Source organism: Enterococcus sp. DIV1444a, assembly GCF_051712125.1.
GTDB lineage: Bacteria > Bacillota > Bacilli > Lactobacillales > Enterococcaceae > Enterococcus > Enterococcus faecalis.
The window spans coordinates 79,151-98,413 of record NZ_JBIOOG010000001.1 but is presented as its reverse complement, the minus strand read 5'-3'; the positions used below and the strand labels follow the sequence as shown (position 1 = coordinate 98,413).

The 19,263-nt window shown below is 38.2% G+C and carries 14 protein-coding genes; 2 read left to right on the top strand and 12 right to left on the bottom strand.

The window, feature by feature from the left end; translation table 11 throughout:
- Positions 1–24: 24 nt before the first annotated feature.
- The 3 genes from IGI87_RS00435 to IGI87_RS00425 form a co-directional block, all read right to left on the bottom strand.
- Positions 25–936, bottom strand: coding sequence for a diacylglycerol/lipid kinase family protein (locus IGI87_RS00435; protein ID WP_438736008.1), 912 nt, complete (start codon positions 934–936; stop codon positions 25–27).
- 946 nt (positions 937–1,882) lie between these two features.
- On the bottom strand, positions 1,883–2,086 hold the full coding sequence (locus IGI87_RS00430) for a hypothetical protein (RefSeq protein ID WP_205216596.1): 204 nt from the start codon (positions 2,084–2,086) through the stop codon (positions 1,883–1,885).
- A gap of 503 nt (positions 2,087–2,589) precedes the next feature.
- Positions 2,590–8,724 carry a SpaA isopeptide-forming pilin-related protein gene (locus IGI87_RS00425; RefSeq protein ID WP_438736005.1) on the bottom strand — a complete coding sequence of 2,045 codons (6,135 nt, stop codon included), beginning with the start codon at positions 8,722–8,724 and terminating at the stop codon, positions 2,590–2,592.
- Between the two features lie 623 nt (positions 8,725–9,347).
- Here IGI87_RS00425 and IGI87_RS00420 point away from each other — a divergent pair.
- Together IGI87_RS00420 and IGI87_RS00415 are read left to right on the top strand one after the other, a co-directional pair.
- Complete coding sequence (locus IGI87_RS00420; protein ID WP_104854667.1) at positions 9,348–10,835, top strand: helix-turn-helix domain-containing protein; 1,488 nt, start codon at positions 9,348–9,350, stop codon at positions 10,833–10,835.
- On the top strand, positions 10,829–12,313 hold the full coding sequence (locus tag IGI87_RS00415) for a helix-turn-helix domain-containing protein (RefSeq protein ID WP_438736003.1): 1,485 nt from the start codon (positions 10,829–10,831) through the stop codon (positions 12,311–12,313). The genes IGI87_RS00420 and IGI87_RS00415 overlap by 7 nt, the downstream gene beginning before the upstream one ends.
- Before the next feature lie 117 nt (positions 12,314–12,430).
- Here IGI87_RS00415 and IGI87_RS00410 read toward each other — a convergent pair whose 3' ends face one another.
- From IGI87_RS00410 to IGI87_RS00370, 9 genes are all read right to left on the bottom strand, one after another.
- Positions 12,431–13,162: a WxL domain-containing protein gene (locus IGI87_RS00410; protein ID WP_438736002.1), complete on the bottom strand. Its 732-nt coding sequence runs from the start codon at positions 13,160–13,162 to the stop codon at positions 12,431–12,433.
- Positions 13,163–13,252: 90 nt separating this feature from the next.
- On the bottom strand, positions 13,253–13,969 hold the full coding sequence (locus IGI87_RS00405) for a WxL domain-containing protein (RefSeq protein ID WP_438736001.1): 717 nt from the start codon (positions 13,967–13,969) through the stop codon (positions 13,253–13,255).
- A 373-nt stretch (positions 13,970–14,342) separates the two neighbouring features.
- Entirely contained in the window at positions 14,343–14,522 is a 180-nt protein-coding gene (locus IGI87_RS00400; protein WP_002381345.1) for a hypothetical protein, read from the bottom strand.
- A 20-nt stretch (positions 14,523–14,542) separates the two neighbouring features.
- Complete coding sequence (locus IGI87_RS00395) at positions 14,543–15,778, bottom strand: MFS transporter (RefSeq protein ID WP_438736000.1); 1,236 nt, start codon at positions 15,776–15,778, stop codon at positions 14,543–14,545.
- Between the two features lie 298 nt (positions 15,779–16,076).
- Complete coding sequence (locus IGI87_RS00390; protein ID WP_317095799.1) at positions 16,077–16,343, bottom strand: hypothetical protein; 267 nt, start codon at positions 16,341–16,343, stop codon at positions 16,077–16,079.
- 9 nt (positions 16,344–16,352) lie between these two features.
- Positions 16,353–16,658 (bottom strand): hypothetical protein, encoded by a 306-nt coding sequence (locus IGI87_RS00385; protein WP_438735999.1) that lies wholly within the window; start codon positions 16,656–16,658, stop codon positions 16,353–16,355.
- Positions 16,655–18,040: a triacylglycerol lipase gene (locus tag IGI87_RS00380; RefSeq protein ID WP_438735998.1), complete on the bottom strand. Its 1,386-nt coding sequence runs from the start codon at positions 18,038–18,040 to the stop codon at positions 16,655–16,657. Before IGI87_RS00380 ends, IGI87_RS00385 begins: the two co-directional genes overlap by 4 nt.
- A complete protein-coding gene (locus IGI87_RS00375) occupies positions 18,040–18,555 on the bottom strand; it encodes a hypothetical protein (RefSeq protein ID WP_289853851.1) in 516 nt (171 codons plus the stop codon). Before IGI87_RS00375 ends, IGI87_RS00380 begins: the two co-directional genes overlap by 1 nt.
- Before the next feature lie 155 nt (positions 18,556–18,710).
- A complete protein-coding gene (locus IGI87_RS00370; protein WP_438735997.1) occupies positions 18,711–19,226 on the bottom strand; it encodes a hypothetical protein in 516 nt (171 codons plus the stop codon).
- Positions 19,227–19,263 lie beyond the last annotated feature (37 nt).

Here is a 19,263-nt window from a genome sequence, read left to right as displayed (position 1 = left end):
CGAAAAAAATAACAGTTGTTTCTTTTATTCTTTCGTAGATGTGGACGTTTCAGGAACAAACACGTTGAGTCCCCCAGCTTCCACCGTTACTTTAATCGGTAAATCATCGGTAGGGTCGCCATCTGTTCGTGTTTGGACTTTCTTATTTTTTTCGCCACTAATTTTAAATTGACTCCCAGAGAAATACACGACGCCAGGTATTTTATTTAATTGACCTCTGATAATTTTAGGTAAATAATAGACAAACTTATAAAAAACTAACTTAGGCAAAATGATGATGTGTACTTCGCCGTCATCTGGCGTGGCATTGGCATCGAAATTGGTAAAGCCACCAGCAGAATTTGTCATGGTCATCGTTAATAATTGGGCTTTGCCATGCCAACGTCTTTCATCGCCATCAATTTTTAGTTTGTACTTTTTCTTTTTCATTAATAAGCGGAAAAATTGCTTTGTAAAAGCTAAAGGACCATATTTTTGTTTCTCCTGTTGGGTCACATTCGCTGCTGTGTCCGCTAATAAGCCAATCGTTAAGGTTGAAATCATTACATCTTGATTTACCATCCCAAAGTCAACTGGTGTTGTCTTGCCTGCCAAAATGGTTTCAAAGGCGTCTTCTTCTTTCAAAGGAATACTTAACACACGCGCAAAATTATTAACTGTTCCACCTGGAATAATCCCTATTTGATAGTCACGAATGGTGTCTTTAAAATTTTGAACGGCATGATGAATGGTCCCGTCACCACCAATAACAACCAAGACACCCACTTGATTTTCTTTGGCATTTTTCCGCATTTCTTCAGGATCAATATCCGGGTTGGAAGGTTGCAAAATAACCGCTTCGCCTTTCGCTTCTGCAGCTTTTTTAAAGCGTTCCGCAATCTCTTTACTTTCACTACTTCCTGAAGTTTCGTTGTATAAAACCATCATCTTTTTCATTATTCTATCCTCATATCTCTAACTAAATTTCTTGCACATGTAAAGTGTACAATATTTTAGCCAAAATACCTAAAGATATCACCGAAAAACAGGAAAGACAACGAGCAATTGCTTGTCAACTGTGTTGTATTATTCCCCTAGATAGCAAGTCCTAACGTCTTTCTGTTTATATAATTACTTTTGTCCTTTTCGAAATATTCAATAAATGCTCATCCATTCTTTGAAAGACAAATTCATTCAATTTAAAATTCCTTTGCTAAAAAATATTTTTTGTTGCTCGCAAAAATTTGCTGGTTATCTCACCTATGTTCGATATTTTAAGAAAACCGCAATCCTGAAATACATCAACAGAATTACGCTTCTAAATTCTAATACTCTCTTCTTCATTCGCTACAATTAAGAAAAAGAATCACCAAGCATTACATACTTCACCAACAAATACACCAAGCTTGCATATATGCTAATAAAATAAACAAATTTTCTGCACTTTTGTGTCGATTTGATTAATATCTATCCAGAATCCATAATAGATGGTTTTCAATACATACAAAAATATCTCTAATGTCAATTTTGACAATAGAGATATTAAGAAGGAGAGTGATAAAACGGACTATTTATATTATTTTTATTAAACGTTTCTAAAATCTTCTTTCTTTACAAAAATTCTTACAACTTTTTATTCAGGAACTAACCAGTTAAATAGAAATACTTAATAACAGGCACTATTTTACCCTAGCTATTTTTCACATACTGCTTATTATAAAACTCTCCTTAAAAGTTTTCTCCTTGTTTTTTAAAGAGTAACAAAATGTTCACAACCATATTTTAAATAATATACATTCTTTTCATTTTGCCAGATGAGACTATCAATTACAAAAACCGTCGACTATTGAAGTCAAATCTGAAACTACTATTAAATAACTAATTTTTTTAGCACCTATAACTTTTAATTACTATCTTTTGATGAACTTGTACTTTCCACACTTGTACTTGTGTCGGTTTTTTTCCCTTTTTCAGATTTTGAAGTTTGTGAAGTTTGCGAAGAGCTCGAAGAACTATTATTTGTAGGTTTTTGTTCTTTTTTCCCTCCACAACCTGCTAAACCGAAAATAGACAAAATAGTGACTGTAGACAATAAGATTTTTTTCATGAATATTCCTCCCAATTAATATTTTTGGTTCAGTATATATCGTACCTTAAACTTATGAACTTTCCATGCTTTATTTTTTAAATTATAATTAAACCATTATCTATATATTATAAGGGCATAACTAATCGCGAATGCAATTGTGTTCCACGGATTAGTTATATGAACTTTTAATTGTGACCCTAAGTAGTATTTTTAGCGCATACCTAAAAATTTTTAGTTTGCTTTGAAATGAATCCAGAAAAATAAAACTAAAATATCTTTTTTCTGCTTGATGAACAGGCTAGAGTTGTGTGTTACCAAAGTAACATCTAGGGGAACCATTTTTCAGCTTACTACTTGTTATACCTTTACTTTCTCACAGAATAATTTGCATAAAAAACGTTCTTTGATGTTTAAAAGTGTAAATTTTTAACACAGTGAACATTCCTCTAGAGACAAAAATAGACCCAGAACAGTGGCTTTTCTGTTCTGAATCTATTTTTGTTAGACATTCCTATGCCTCTTTATTTCATTCTCTTTTTATAGAAGAGCCAACTTGCCAAACCGACCAGCAGGAGGCCAATCAAGACAAAGAAGTAATTGACTTGTGTGTTGGTTTTCGGTAAACCAAGCCAACCTGTCTCTCTAGCTGCTTTCGTCGTTGTTGGTTGATTTGGTATTGTTTTTTGGGATACAGGTTGTTTCTTGTTAACAAACGTGCCCGCATCCACGAGTTCAGGTTTGTCTTTCGCTGTTGCTGCAATAGTGAATGCGACAGCTTGCTTAGACAGTTGGTAACCATCAGGTGCTTTTGTTTCCACAAAGGTATATTTACCTGGTTGTAAGTGGTTCACTTGAACTAACCCTTGGTTGTCAGAACGTAATGAACGAGCGACGGTTTGCCCTGTCTGCACATTTGTCACTTTAAATTCAGCGCCCGCTAAGGCATTCTTTTGCTGGTCAATTTTCACCAGCTTGGCAGCACCTTGGTAATTAATAAAAGGTGCTTTAAGTACCACAGTGGCTGGTTTGCCTTGGTTGTCTTTGGCAATCGTAAAGCTTGCGCTTGGCGTTTCATTAAGAAGATAGCCAGTTGGCGCTTGTGTCTCCACAAAACGATACGTTCCCGGTGCTAAGTTTTTCGCCATGACTTTGCCTTGCTTGTCAGACATCAGATTGGTTTGTCCAGCTACGGTTTTCCCTGTTTCATCAATGACCTTAAACACCGCACCTGCCAATGCTTCACCTGTTTCGTTTTCTTTGGTTAATTGAGCAGTTCCTTGATAATTGATAAGATCGCCTAAAGCAATTGGCTGCTCTTTTCCTAATTGGGCGGTTACATCAAAGGGATGTGGCGTTGTGTCTAACAGATAGCCTGTTGGTGCTTTCGTTTCCACTAAAACGTAATGCCCTTCATTCAGCCCTTTAGCGTAAATTTCGCCAGTCTTATCCGTTGTTATTTCAGAAACTTTTTCTCCTGCACGATTCAAGAATGTTATCGGTGAACCTTGTGGCTGATTCTGAACATCAGCTTTATAAATTACAAAAACTGCACCCGCTAAGGTTTGACCTTGCTCATTGACTTTACGTCCCGTTACTTCCGCTTGATAATTTACAAACTCTAACTCATCTAGTGGTTGTTTATCATTTGAATTCTTCTTCACTACAAAATAAATGGGTTGTTTATTGACGATATAGCCATCCGTTGCATCCATTTCATCTAATTCATAGCTACCAGCGCCTAAATCGTCCATAGCCAATGAACCATCTTTTTCAGCAGTTACTTCTCTTTCAAAAATTTTTTCCCCGTTTTCGATTCGATACAATTTGAAAATGGTTCCTGGAAGAGGATTCGCATTGGCATCAATTTTCTTAAAGACGGCACGTCCTTTGAAATTGGCAAAGGCCCCTAATTGTAAGATTCCAGGATCGCCTTTGAAATCCCCACGAATTTCTACTTTTACTAATTCAGGATAAATAATATACTCTGAACCATCTGGTAATTTTGGTGCTTTGATTTCTTTGTAATAATAGGTACCTGGCGCCAAGTCTCTAAAGATAATTTTGCCATCTTTGCCACTCGTTGCTGTAATCCCTAATGATTGTTTATTGTGATCATATAATTCAAAAACAGCACCTGCTAATGGTTGGTCTGCGCTATTCGTTTTCACGATTTGGAAAGCCCCTTTGTAATTCACAAAGTTGTCACTAGCAACCACGACCGCTGGTTTACCAGCATTTTTCTCAGCAATTTCAAATGGAACTGGCGTGGTATTTAATAAATAGCCTGTTGGCGCTTTGGTTTCTACAAAGCGATATTTACCTGGGGCTAAGTGCTCTGCAACAATTTCTCCTTGATTATTTGTCGTCAAGCCTGTTTGAATCGTTTGTCCCTTCGCATCGAGCACTTTAAATGTCGCACCACTTAATAAGTGTCCATTCACATCTTTTTTGATTAATTTAGCTGCGCCTTGATAGTTAACAAAGTTAGCCGTTGCTATAACTGTTGCTGGTTTGCCCCGATCGCTTGCTACAATCGTGAAAGCACTTGGCTCAGTGTTTAAAAGGTACCCTGCTGGCGCTTTGGTTTCCACAAATTGATATTTGCCTGGGGCTAAATCCGTCACTGTGACTTTTCCGTTTGCATCCGAAACTAAGTGTTCTCGAACCGCTTGTCCTGTGGCATCAAGGACTGAAAATTCAGCATCCGCCAATGGATTGCCTGCTTGATCTTTTTTAATTAGTTCAGCAGAACCTTGGTAATTAAGCATTTTAACATGAACATCACGAATTTGTCCGCTCGTGTTCTGTGTCACGATGAATCGTTTGGGTGTCGTATCTAAAAGATAACCTGTTGGCGCTTCGATTTCTGTGAACCGATAAAGACCTGGTTTTAAACTATCCACTTCCAACTGGCCATTTGCGTTGGTTCGATCAGGCGCAAGGATAACTTCTTCCCAATGAGTAAACGGCGTGGTTACAGCATGCTCTAATTTAAAGCGCGCATTGACTAACTTTTTACCCTTCTCATCCGTTTTTTCTAAAATCACTTTACTCACATCATTTTTGATGATGGTTGGTTGTGCCCCTTCAGCTGAAGTTGCTTCATTGAGCGTGATGGTTTGCCCTTTGGCTAATTCGTCAGAAACTGTATAACCTTCTGGCGCTTTTGTTTCCACCAGAATGTATTCCCCTTGTGGTAGGCCGCCAAATGTAATCACACCTGTGGCATCCACTGTTCCTTCACGAAGAACTTGTGTCCGCTCTTTATTCCAAAGTTGGAAATGAGCACCAGTTAAAATGGTCGTGCCATCCATCGCTGTTTTCTTCAACTGGATTTTACCTTTGGTGCCGCTGGCATGGCCGCCACTATGATCAATGTCAACAACGATATCGCCGTTATCATCTCCATGAATAATTTTTGAACCGTTCCCTGTAATGTCCACTTGGTTAGACACAGTATCCGTGCTTCCAGCAGCCGAAGAGGTAACTAAGCTACGATATTCTAAATAATACGGCGCTTCAATGTGGGCCATTTTTACAACGATTTGTTGTTGCCCTGTTTCATTATCGGTGGTAACTTCCAGTGTGTAATCTTTTCCTTCTTCTAAAACCACTGATTTATCTGGGGTAATGGTGCCATCTACACTAACTTTCGTTCCATAAATCACAATCGATGCTTGGTCAACAACTTGGTTTGGCGAAGGAGTATCTGTCACTACTACATCATCTAACACGGATTGGGAGCCATTGATCGTCACATGCCAATCGACATAATTGGGATCAGCCGGGTCAACTTCTCCAGTTTTAGCGACCGTTTCACCGCCATGGTTAATGGAAACCTTACCAATCACATCACGACTTTGGCCGTTGTTGGTGTATGAAGCGACGTTGTCATACTTTTGAGCCTCTTCAATCACCCTATCATCAATGGAGGTTTTGAATTCAACAATATAGGTTTTAGTCTCTCGTGGTGTTTCACGATTTGGAAAAGCAACGTCCACTGTATTCTGGTTGCTCTCACTTGGCTCAACCACATGAGCCATTTTGTCGTTCACTGGTTGATTTGGATTGATCTTAGCAACGGTACCGTCTGCCAAGGTTTCTCCCTCGTAAACGTTCAAACTGCCGCCAACATACTGTTGATTGTCTAAAATAGGATCCGTTAAAGTTGCATTAATCAACGGATTATTACTTAAGTTCACGGCAATGGTCCAAGTAATTTCTTTCGTTACCGCATTGTAAACGCCACTTTTTTGGGCATTTAGTGCATAGGGTGGTAATGGTTTAAATGGCTTGGTGTCATCAGAATGATGCGAATCACCGTTTTCATCCGTCCAATCAATGGAGGCACGATTGGTAAACTGATTCGGTCCTTCTTCATTACCATCTGAATCAAGTTGTGTGACATCAAAGTTCGTTAAGTATTCAATATGAAATTTATCTGTTGTATCTGCATATTGCCCTTTAAATGTAAGCGTAAAGCCCGTTTCAGCGCCTGCAGCGTTTTGTTCAACATGTAAATCAAAGTCACGGCCTAACACTAAGGTTGCCCCTGTCGTTTGATCAGTAATTACTAAGGTACTCGCAATTAATGTTAACCCTGGTACCGGACTAAATTCATCCTTTATGACTTCATTAATCATCTGATACCCGTTATTATTGACATCCAATGTCCACCCAATCGTTGAGTTATTATAGTTTGGCTTGCCAATTCCTTTAATAATATTTTGTTGACTTGCTGTGCCATCGCCTTCTGAATGCTGACCAGTACCGACATCCACACGATTATTCACGGCGACATCGCCCTCAACAATTCCAGCAACTTTGGTTTTATAATTAACCTTGACGGCGCCAGTCACATCATGTAAAAAGTCAATCTCAAAGGAGCCATCTCCGTTGACAACCACTTTGTAATCTTTTCCTTCCACAAGTTCTGCCCCAACGACTTCATTTCCTTTGTCGTCAAACGTCACTGAATATAAATGTAAAGAGTCTGGCTCAAAGGTTAAATTATCGCCCATTGTGTCTGTTATGACTGCTTGTTCTTGCGGAATGGTTTGTTCGCCATAATTGTAGTTAATTTCCCAAGAAAATTCTTGGTTGGCTTCATCATAATCTACATTACGTTTGTCTAACATTTTGCCATACGTTGCCGTGACAGTTGCTTCAGCGTCTAACCCCTTCGGATTATTATCACTTGTTAACGTCGCGTGGTTTTTAAAAGGCACATCGCCACCGCCATCTGGAATAACCGCCTCATCAATCGTGGTTTGATACTCCAAATGATAGGCTTTATTGGTGTCCCCTTTAATGGTCACATTGCCATTCTTATCGACAGTATACTCATCTGGGCTAAGTTCACGACCAACTTTTTCAACCGTGCCATCAAGATTCATGACTAATTCATAGACTTTCACTGACTTAAAAGTATTTCCTGCTGGCCACGTTTCTGTCACCGTTAAATTTGTTTGATCTTTCATCGCTTGATTGATAGCTACCGTCCAAGTGATACTACTAGGATTTGGTGTCCGATCAAAATGTCCTTGTTTATCAATCTGATCCTCCGTATCGGGTCTCACAGGAATGACAACAGGCGGTTGATGATCGTTTGTAGGAATATCAATCACCCAATCACCAGGGCCACGACCATCTGAATCATCCAGATGCGTGTCTAAAGCAAAATCGCCATGAATCTCACTTTCAGCCGTCACTCGTTCATTAAAGGTAAAACGCACGGTGCCATCTTCACTAATTGTATACGATCCATAAACATTGCCCTCGGTATCCATCAAATCACCTGAACCTGGTTTATTGGGCTTCAAATTACCAGGCAATTGAAACTCGAAGTAATCGCCGGCGTTCATTTGGGCTCGCACATCTTCGGGAAGCGACCAGTTAAACTTCCAATGAATGGTCACATCTTCTTTGTATGGCGGTGTTGCCGGTGTCCCATCAGGGTTTAAATAAATCGGATCCTCAAAATTATCGATAATCGTTGTTTCAGCATCTGTAAAATAGTCACTGATATCTGTCGGCCCCGCTGCACGTGGTTTGACAGTCGTCGACTCGGTTGGTTTACTTTCTGTCGCTTTGGTTGTGCTTCCTACAGTTTCTTCTGACGAACGAGCAATGGCGTCATTTGTAGATGTTGCTTCTGTGGAACATTTATTCGTTGATGTCACTGAAGAACTCGTGACTGCCGTTGATTCTGTCGGATCAGTACCACTATTTAACATTAGCGCCCGTTGTTGCGCCCCATAAGAAAACGTCACTTCTGTTGGTACTGAAGGTGTCGCATTCAACGTAACAACTAACGTATCTGCTAACGCTTGTTGATTCAATTCAAACTGAATCTGTTTCTTTTGATCATCCACTCGAACCTTACGGATATTATTGGTCGCTGCCCAATGCGCCGCTTTCAACGAAACATTGGCACTGTAATGTAATACGACCTCTTGTGTCGTTGGTTCGGCTGGTCCTTGAAGCGCTAGGGTCATTTCCTGCTGGCTGGTTTGCTTCACTTCTCCTAGTGTAATCTGTCCACTGCTGTTAACCTCTTCCGCCAACGCTATAAGCGGCGTACCATAATTTAAAACAAGCAACAAACTCAGCAAACCATAAATCCAACGATTGACGATGGAGCCATTCTTTTTCATTTCTTTCATCCTTCCTCTACTAACAACATAGAGAAGAGAACGTTCACTCTTTACCAATTTTTTATTTTAAAACAAGTGCGTGCTCTTCTGTTGTTTTTTCCTGACGAAAACAGATAGCCAACACACCTTTTCTTTTTATCTCCTTAAAACGCATTTTTACATTGCGTGTTATTCACTATAGAATAAAAAGAGTATAACGAGATTTTCCCGTCAAATTCATCAACAATTTCCTCTTCAAGCAGAAAAAGTTGACGCCTTTTCGAAACCCTTTTCAATCCCGCGAAAACACGCGCTGACACGTTTCAGATTTACATGATATCTTCTTCAACTATACCGTTTTTTTAAAATTTTTTCATAAAAACAAGTCAGACAAAAAGCCAGAATTGTCTAGGGTTTCCCATCAAAAAACACAACAATCAACTTTAGTGCTTTCGTTATTTAATCAATTAAGCGCAGACCAGAATTTTTGAAACTGCGGACAAATACCGTCTTTTTTCCCTCCTACCACAGCAAACGGATGCTTTCAATTCTTCTTGATTTTTAAGAATAGATACAGTAGCATAAGGACAACAAGCTCTTTCGCTAAAAAACAAAGAACATAACCAATTAGAAAGGTGGTTATTATGTATAACTTACTGACCAAACAAGAAATTCAGTTACTATCTTTGATTGAATTTCTATATGACAACAAAGAAAAAGTCCCCATGCAAGAACTGCGGCGAAAATATGAATTTTCCCACTACAATATCAACAATTTATTGAACCAATTAAACTTGTTAATTTCACGCGTCAATACACATGAAAATGTACATATTCGCATCATTAATCATCAACAGTCCATAGAATTAGTCGCCGATGAAAACATCCCGATTGAACTAATGAAGGAAGCCGTTGTGCGTAGCTCCCTCACCTATACCTTAGCAATTGAATTACTCTTAAAACGCTACACTTCCGCCAAAGATTTTTGTGATGAACACTTTATTAATTTCTCTATTTTTAAACAAGTCAGTGATCGGTTGAATAATCAGCTAGCTAAATTTAATTGTCATTTAAATTTAAAAAGACGAGAAAAGATTTGTGGCAACGAGACCGACTTTCGGAGTTTCTTTTACTCCTTATTTTTTATTTCAGGGACTTCTCTGGTACCTTTCTTAGCTAAAAATAACCAAGCGCAATTAAAAAATTTTATCGAAATTATTAAAAATCGTTACCCTTACTTTACATATACTGATCTACGCAAATTAAAATTAATTATGTCCATAGGTTTACTGCGTTACCAAGCTGGTTTTACGATTACCGATTATCCGAAAGTTGCTGCCATTAATCTGGCCTTTCCTTATCCAGAGTTCCAATTATTAGTGAATGATTGTTTTATTGATGAACAAACGAAACGAGCAAGCTGGCAAGCAGAAATTCGCTTTTACTATGACTTATTCAGCACCTTAACCATGTATTCGCTAGAGCAAATCGAAACAATTAACTTTGCTAATTTAGCCATTATGGGCATGGACCAAAGTCCACATACTACTTGGATTTTTGAAAAATGTTCCCAATTACAGTTGAACTTAAGCGCTCTTGAAGTCGTCTTTTTATTGGTGAATCTCTCCAACGCCAGTGAACGTCTAACCCATTTTCCTATTGAAGAAGAATTAAGCTATGAGGTGGCGAATGTCTCCTTATATGAAAAACAATACCCCAATGTTTCACGGACAACTGATTATTTCTTAAAACGCTTGCCTTTTGCCAAGTATCATCCTTTAGATGCTTTATTTAAAGAAACGATTTTTCTGATTATCCGTAGCGTCCTATTAAATAAACAAGTACCAGTCAAAATTTTATTACATTCTTCAATTAATCAAATTCAAGAAAAATGGCTCACGAAAGAGATTGCCAATTATTGTGACGTTCCTTTGAAATTTGTGAACCACATTCAGGAAATACCTGATTTAGTCATTACAGATAAAAAAAACCCGCTTTTCCATGCTAGCCGTACCTTCTATTGGCATCCCGTCCCCTACTTAGATGAATACTATCATCTCAAACATGTGGTCCGGAAAATCTATTTCGACAAATTACGAGACGAAAACAGTTTGGAGGAGATTGGATGTTAACAGGCTTACTTGATACCCCTTACCGCAAAAGTTTCGCCGTTTTAGAAAAGTTATTAGAACGTAGCGAAGCTGCCGAACAAACACTGGCGCTCTCCACCTTGGCGACGCAATTAAAAATGCAACAAAAAACCCTTCTGCAAACGATTGAATTATTTCAAGCAGGAATTGAAAAAAATGGCTGGGAAAAGCTCCTTTCCTTATCCATCGACACCAAAGAAATCACCTTTTGGTTTGCCCCTTACTTCCAGTTGTCGTTTCTGATGCCTTACTTTGTAAAAAAGAGCTTCGCCTATCAAGTGCTAGCCTATGCCTTTAATCACGGCACGCTGGACAACAAGTATTTTGAAGAACACTTAGCGATTTCTTCTTCGACGTTGACTCGGAAAATCGGTCAACTGAATCAATGGCTCAAAAAATATCAAATTGAAATCAACCTAAAACGGACGAACGTCTTAGTGGGCAAAGAAAAAGATATCCGTATTTTCTTTATGATGCTTTTTTGGAACAACTACTCAGAAGATGATTGGCCGTTACTGACGGTCCCAAAGAAAGATGTCAATAGTCTCTTTAAGCGCTTAAAATATTCCGTTTCCTTTGACACAACGCAGGATTTCACGAAGGATTTGATTTTTTCTGGTGTGATTTTAGCCCGGTGGCGCAGTGGCTTCTATATGAAAGAAATGCTGGTAGAGAAAGAGGAAATTGTCAATCCTTTTGTTAGTTTGACAGAGTTTAACTTATTTTTTAAAGAAGAAGCGTATCATCAAGTACCGATGAAGTTTGTCCAAAAAGAAGGCGTCTTCGCGTTCTTTTTATTGACGATTAGTGCCAGCTATGCGACGAAGGACATTTCAGAAATTCCGGCGGCTCGAATGCACATGGTTCAGTTGTTAGCCTCACCGATTAAAGAGGTCGTTTATCAATTGACGTCTTTCTATCACATTAAGTTGACGTTTCATGAATATCTTTATTTATATACGTCGATTCAAAATTTGAGTGTCTTTTTTCAGACCTTTGTGACGATTGCCAATCCCTTTGTGCAAGACAGCTTTTTGAAGGAAGCCCGTCAGAAACACCCGAGTCTCTATAAGGATATCACGCGTTTGTCTGCAGAGCTGTTGCCGACACTGGGGGGCAATGCTGAATTGTTGGCTGATAGTTTATTTATGTTGTTTAGTACTTTAAAAGATCAGTCAGTCCCGCCCATTCGGGTCTTGGTCCGCACCAATCAAAGCAACTTGATTTTAGATACCCTCTACGAAAAGCTGAACAAAGCGGTGGAGAAAAAGTTGGTTTTTGTGGCCTCACCAGAAAAGCCGTTCGATGTCATCATTACAGATGTCTTTTCTGAAATGACTGCTAAAGCAACTATTCCCACCTATTATGTCGACTTTTCCGCCAGCATTGGCGCATTAGCGCAGAGCTTAGCGAACTTAAATACACAAGTAGTGACGAAAAAAAGTCCCCGCCATTTTTAGAAGTTTTCACGTGAAACATTTTAAAAAAACGCAGCCTACTTCCTCTTTTGAAGAAGTGGGCTGCGTTTTTACTCTGCTGTGTTGCTGGGAGCAAATAGTCTTGTAATTAATTGTACGTTAGTTAGCTGGCGCTGGTGTAGAAGGTCCTGCGACTAGGTTCCATGTGATGGTGCCTGTGTAGTTGCCTGCTTTGATTTCGTTAGCAGTGGTGGTAAGGTTTAAGACTGTATCTAGCATTGAAAATTGCCATAATCCTTGGCCTTTACCCGTTGTCGCATTAGCCAACAGCTTTGCATCTCCCCCTAAATCAAGCGTCCAATTTATTGATGTTGGCATTTCTGGTCGAGTTGTAGGGGCTGAAACATCTACTGTAAGATAATTATACTTCTTACTCACTTCATCATATGCCAAATCATATCTATTCATTGAACCAACAACTATATTGCCTTGTAATTTTTCATTTCCCAATGTCATACCATTAGATTGAGCGGTCAAGTGCCATCCCTCTTTTGTACCTCGTAAATCGCCAACACCTATTGCTTCTCTATAACCATGTAAACCGGCATCTGTTTTATTGGGTATTGGTTTAGTTAAATCATCTGTAATAGATAGTTTTCCAAAATTAAATCCACTTGGAATAAACAGCAAATCAAAATTATTATTCTTGGCATCAGGATCGGGTCGCACTGTATTTGGTGTAGGTCCATCTCCATCTGGCAACGTACCCCCTTCAATCCCTACCGTCACTGGTGTAGTCCCTGTTGTAGTTGCCTGTGCTGAAAGTGGTGCCAAACTAGCGCCAACCACGGCGCTACCAACCAATAAACTTGCCAATAATTTCTTTTTCATCTTATGTACCTCTCTTTTTTTATTCTTCTATAGAGAATGGACGATTGAAAACAGAAAATCGATAGCCATCCTCTTTTTATTCATCTGTGTTTAGATAGACGGTCCTGCGACTAGGTTCCATGTGATGTTGCCTGTGTAGTTGCCTGCTTTGATTTCGTTAGCAGTAGTGGTAAGGTTTAGTGTTACATCACGCAATCCAGCTTTCCATAATCCTTGGCCTTTACCAGAAGTAGCATTCATGAGAAGTTGGGCATCTCCCCCTAAGTCAAGTTTCCAATTTAAATATACAGGTAAATTAGGGGTAACCTCAACGGGATTTGTGTCTGCTGCGGCCCCATTAATATATGTATTCGTGTCTTTATCGTATATTAAATTAAACACAGCAATTCCCGCAACATTGATATTTCCTGCTAACTTTTCACTTCCTGATACCAGTCCAGATGATTGAGCTGTCACATGCCAACCTTCCTTAGTTCCGCGCAAATCACCAACCCCTACTGCTTCTCTCATTCCAGCTACGCTTTCATCTACTTGTGTAGGAATTGGTTTAGTCAAATCATCTGAGATAGATAATTTCCCAAAATTTAACCCTTTTGGAATAAATAGTAGATCAAAATTACTATTTGAAGCATCCGGGTCAGGCCTTACGGTATTTGGGTCACCGTTACCATCCGGCAACGTGCCCCCTTCAAACCCCACTGTCACTGGTGTTTTCCCTGTTGTAGTTGCCTGTGCCGAAAGTGGTGCCAAACTAGCGCCAACCACGGCGCTACCAACCAATAAACTTGCCAATAATTTCTTTTTCATATATGTACGTCTCCTTTGACTCTCTGAATTTTCAGCCAACGCCAATCTGCTTCCGCGCCGCTAAAGCTATGTTCTTATTATACAAGAACTGCCACCATTTGTAATTTTAAATATTTAACACCACCTGCATGAAAAATAATGTTTCTTGATATGACAATGTTTATTTGTTGTTTGGCACTAGATTTTCAATTAATTTTGATAATTAAAGATGTTATTTAATCGATTTCAGCGCTAAAAAGTTTAACAAATAGCAAGAAAACGTCAAAAAGTCAGCGTTGAACCCTAACTTTTTGACGTTTTCTTCTAAAATCTTATCATTTATTTCACTATTTCGGTCGCAAACTACCGAAAAACCATTTAATGACACCCGGTTTTACATGACGTTGTTATTTTCAGTCACCAATTCTAGCTCTTGCAAGTAATGATCCAAAGTTGCATGATGTTGGTCGACATCGGCTAACTCTGTTTCAATTTTAGCTAAACGTGTGTTCATGCGTTGAATTTCCGTTAATGTTTGTTGTAAAACGTTTAAAATCCGTTCATCATTAGGCATTGAAATCACTCCTTGTCCATTTATAGTTCTGAGCCGTGTTCAATCTCTTCAATCGTTTCAAGAGACAAATCTTTGGCATCATTTTTAGCTTTGTGGAAGACCATATATAAAATGGTACAAACGATTGGGATACAGCCTGCTAAGAAGTACATTTGTTGGAATGACATAAAGTTGCGTAATTCACCTAAAACGTACGGACCAACCCCTAATCCAAGGTCTAAACCGATGAAATAAGTCGATAAAGCAATCCCGATACGGTGAGGACTTGGGCTTTCTTGAAGACAAACTGCTTGGCCATTTGACATGAAGGTACCATAACCTAAGCCAATTAACCCACCTGAAACTAATAACATCCAACCAGACGTAGTCATACTTAATAAGAACAAGCCTAGTGTTAAGAAAATGTAGCTCGGATACATGACGTAGCGTTCACCTTTGACATCAAAAATTCGACCTGTCGATGGACGTGTTAAGGTAATCACGACCGCATAGACGATAAAGAAGAAGGTGCTGACGTCCACTAAATCGATCACTTTGACATAAGAAGATAAGAAAGATAAAACACTTGAATAAGCAAGACCCATTAAAAAGGCGATAAAGGTAATAAATAAAACTTTCTTTTCAACAAAACTATCAAAATTCCATTTAGATAAAGCTTCACGATGTTCAGGTGTTAACGCAATATTTTTCACTGGGAAAATGAAGCAAGCAATGGTTGTTAACAAAATTAAAATAATTGAAAAGTTAATAATGACATGGAAGTTGGCAACATTTAACAATAACATCCCAATAAACGGCCCAATTCCGGCTGCTAAACTCGTACTTAAGCCATAATAATTGATGCCTTCCCCTTTTTTATTTTTAGGGATATAGGCGGTAACAATTGCGTTAGTCGCTGTCGAAACGGTTCCGTAACCAAACCCATTTAAAAAACGGACCAGATAAAGAATACCCATGCTTGGCATATACAGATACGCAACAGTCGTTAACAGATAAAACAAAGCCCCATAACGTAAGACTTGTTTGCGCCCAATCAGTTCAAGGAGTTTCCCCATGAAAAGTCGTGCAAGCAATGTCCCGATAATGTAAATTCCTGAGGCCAAACCCGCTTGACCTAAAGTGGCGTGTAAGCTATCTTGCGCAATCACCGCAATAATAACCATTAATAAATAATAAACAAGATAGACAATGAAATTAATCACTGTAATGCTGATAAAGCCTTTATTCAAAAGCTTTGTTGGTGTTTGTTCTGTCATGATTCTTTAAATTCCTCTCTCTTTTTTGTTCTGTTTATTTTTTGTTGCTATTTTTCAATAAAAGACCGCTATCCCCTCACTTTGATGACTTATCAAAAAATTTTCTGAAATTCATTTGCAGTTATTACTATACGAGATATCCGTTACAAAAAAATGTAAATTTGTGAATGATAAACGTTATCTACAAATAACTTCAACAAATGTTGTTGACTTTTGTTGAAGAAAGAGCCCTCAACTATTCTCAAAATATCGAATGGTTGAGGGCTCTTTCTTTTAATTAAAAATAAGTTCACATCTATTACAAACTGTCTATAGTTTGACTCTGTGTTTCTAAGACATCGGTTACTTTTTTACCAAATTGTCCTTGGATCGACTTTTCTAAGCCAGTATTTGCATTTTCTATTGAGCGTTTGGCTTGTGCTAAAGCATTTTTTCCCCTTCGCTTGCTTTTCTGTACTTTTTTACTCTGTTGTTGTAACAGCGATAAACCGAGAGACTGCGCTGTTACTTTTTGTAGATTCTTTTGGTATTCTTTCCATAATTTCTCCAATAACTCCATGAACATCCTCCTTCGTTAACTTTCCCGCTGTGCATTTAATTTTCTATACGTTATTTCCAACTCTTCCCTCTGACGGTAAAGTTTTCTCTTAGCATGACTTACTTCTTCTGAAAAGTCATATTCTAATCGGCCAAGCGCTTGTCTCGCTTGTTGTAGTGGTTGCTGATTTTCGGCAATCATTCGAATAGCAGACTGAATGTTATAATAAGTTTCTTCAGCGAGTTGTTGGCTTTTTCTCTGATAAGAAGCTAAGAGCATTTCTTGCTCATCTAACCCCCGCAATTGTCTGCGGCATCTTTCTAGCTCATCGGCTGTCGTCATGTTAAGGCTCCTTTCAGTTGGTTCGCTAATTCTTGATCTCTCTGAACCAATTCATTTATTTTAGCGGTAATTTGTTGGGTTAATTGGACAAATGAGGTTCTAATACGATTGATTTTGCTGAATTTTTGCTGGAAATATTCCAGATCTTGGTCAACCATCGTTTGTTTCGTACATTGGACTTGATCCATCGCCTCTCTCATTTCTGCATACGAAAGTTCTGGTGTATGTCGTTGAATGAGTTGCAATCCGTTTTCCCAATCTTCTTGTAATTCTTGCATCACTTTTTTGTAAATATGTAGGCACTCTTCCATCGCTACATCAAATTGTGATGCGGCGACTTTAACAACCGCTAAAGCTTGACTATCTTCTAAATAAATCCGTTCATTACTAGATAATCCGCCACCGCTCGCCGTTAAAGAAACACGTAATTCATTCAACTGATTAAATTGTTTCAGTTGTTCTTGAAGCCATTTGTTTTCTTTTTTTAAACGGTTGATTTCTGCCAATGTCTCAGGATTCGTGCCGTCGTAAGTCTCCAACCCACGGATTCTATTTTTATTTTCTAAAATCTGCTGCGCCAGGATGGTTTGTTCGATTGCAACGCCACCATACCCATCTGAATAGACAGCAATATCGCCAAATTTATCAATATAATTACCGGCATCATCAGTTTTAAACATATCCAAATCATGGCCGAACGTCTTTTTAACCCAGCCAACAATTACGCCACTATAATTATCAACTCCAAAACTATAAAAAGGAATTTTGCCTTGTCCACCTGTTACAAAACTGTTGGTAACCGCATCTGAAGTATCATAGAAATTAATAATTTGACCTTTGTAGTTTTTAATTTGTTCGTCTGTCAATCCTGAACCAGCCGCACCATACGTGATGGCATTGTAGCCTTTCAAAACCGCAACGTAAATTGCTTCGGCACCACCAAGAGAATGACCTGTCGTGTTAATTGTATAGCCAGCTCCAGGAGAATATTGGCGCTCAATCTGACTGGCATATGTTAAAGCAGATTGGAACGCTCCAGCTTGGTGTTTATCATTAAAACCAATTTCTCGAAAATTGGTTTTCCAATCTTGCCATGATTTGGTACCAGCGTAGACAATGGTGAGGTTTTGACTGATTACGGATTGGGGATAGCCTGGTACACCCTTTATATTTTTATCATTTTTATATTCATCTTTGATTTCTGCCACTGTCATAGCTTGCATGCTGTTTCTTCTTGGTTCATGTTCGTATCCGAGGGTATCTTTATAGGTATCAATGGTATCGATTACAATGTGATTTGTTCCTTTTATTTTCTCATTGATTTGAACATTTTCTTTCTCTACCTCATATACTTTTTTTGAAAATTTTCGATAATTATCCATTACTTTATCCCTCCTTCATCATACACAATTAAGTCTTCTGGCATTCTTTCCTTTGTAGGTTTGTCTTTTTTCTCAATGTAATAAGGGCCATTGCCTGTACTATTTGTTATGCTATAAATAAATTTTTCAGTTTCTGCTGATATCGTGTCTAAATCCACTTCTTCTTCATACACGTCGTTGATTGTAAAATAAACTTCTAATGTATTCATTGCTCCTACTGAAAAACTGGTAAATTCTACTTTGTTAACGTCGTAGTATTTTGCAATCTCATCTAATTTATTTGAATACTCTCGATAACTCAAGTCCCCATTTCCCTTATTATATCTCTTCTCTAATTGTGCTCTTTCTTGCTCATCAAATGTATAAATTCGGTAGTTATTATACAAATAGTTCGCTAAATCTGTTTGGATTTCGTGTAATTTTGCTTTTTCTTGTTCGTCCATGTACCATTTCCCTCCAATTCCTATGAATAAAATAATGAGTAATCCGATTAACCATTGCTTTTTATGTTTCACTGATTCACCTCCTTGTTCTTTATGTACGATAATTTTTATTGGTTTGTTCCTTTATATGTCATCGATTACAATTTTGTCAGTACCTTCAAGCTTAGTATTTATTTTATCCTTTTGAACGCCGTAGACCTTATCTGATAAAATTCTATTATGATCCATTAACGAATCCCTCCTTCATCATACGTCACTAAATTTTCTGGTACAGATAAATTGGTTGCTGTTGGCTTTTTCTCAAGATAATAGGGGCCTTCTCCCTCATGCTCACCGATTTTGAATACTAACTTATTTGTCTCTGCGGAAATAGTGTTGAGATACGTCTGTTTATCTAGCTTATTATTTATTGTATAGTGTACTTTCAACATTTTCATTGGACTTACCGAAAATCTGGTAAATTCTATTTTGTTGATGTCGGAGTATTCTCTTAACGCACTTAATTTATTAAAATACTCCTCTTCTGAAATACTTCCTTTTCCCTTATAAAACTCTTGATAAATCTCTTCGACTTTTTTTTGATTTCTCGTATAAATCCGATAGTTATTATACAAATAGTTCCCTAAATCCGTTTGAATTTCGTGTAATTTTGCTTTTTCTTGTTCGTCCATGTACCATTTTCCTCCAATTCCTATGATTAAAATAATGAGTAGTCCGATTAACCATTGCTTCCTATGTTTCACTGATTCACCTCCTTGTTCTTTATGTACGATAATTATC

Coding starts and splice junctions, on each gene's coding strand:
- IGI87_RS00420 (WP_104854667.1), top strand. CDS start 9,348: ATGTATAACTTACTGACCAAACAAGAAATTCAGTTACTATCTTTGATT.
- IGI87_RS00425 (WP_438736005.1), bottom strand. CDS start 8,724: ATGAAAAAGAATGGCTCCATCGTCAATCGTTGGATTTATGGTTTGCTG.
- IGI87_RS00410 (WP_438736002.1), bottom strand. CDS start 13,162: ATGAAAAAGAAATTATTGGCAAGTTTATTGGTTGGTAGCGCCGTGGTT.
- IGI87_RS00430 (WP_205216596.1), bottom strand. CDS start 2,086: ATGAAAAAAATCTTATTGTCTACAGTCACTATTTTGTCTATTTTCGGT.
- IGI87_RS00390 (WP_317095799.1), bottom strand. CDS start 16,343: ATGTTCATGGAGTTATTGGAGAAATTATGGAAAGAATACCAAAAGAAT.
- IGI87_RS00405 (WP_438736001.1), bottom strand. CDS start 13,969: ATGAAAAAGAAATTATTGGCAAGTTTATTGGTTGGTAGCGCCGTGGTT.
- IGI87_RS00380 (WP_438735998.1), bottom strand. CDS start 18,040: ATGGATAATTATCGAAAATTTTCAAAAAAAGTATATGAGGTAGAGAAA.
- IGI87_RS00400 (WP_002381345.1), bottom strand. CDS start 14,522: ATGCCTAATGATGAACGGATTTTAAACGTTTTACAACAAACATTAACG.
- IGI87_RS00395 (WP_438736000.1), bottom strand. CDS start 15,778: ATGACAGAACAAACACCAACAAAGCTTTTGAATAAAGGCTTTATCAGC.
- IGI87_RS00385 (WP_438735999.1), bottom strand. CDS start 16,658: ATGACGACAGCCGATGAGCTAGAAAGATGCCGCAGACAATTGCGGGGG.
- IGI87_RS00415 (WP_438736003.1), top strand. CDS start 10,829: ATGTTAACAGGCTTACTTGATACCCCTTACCGCAAAAGTTTCGCCGTT.
- IGI87_RS00435 (WP_438736008.1), bottom strand. CDS start 936: ATGAAAAAGATGATGGTTTTATACAACGAAACTTCAGGAAGTAGTGAA.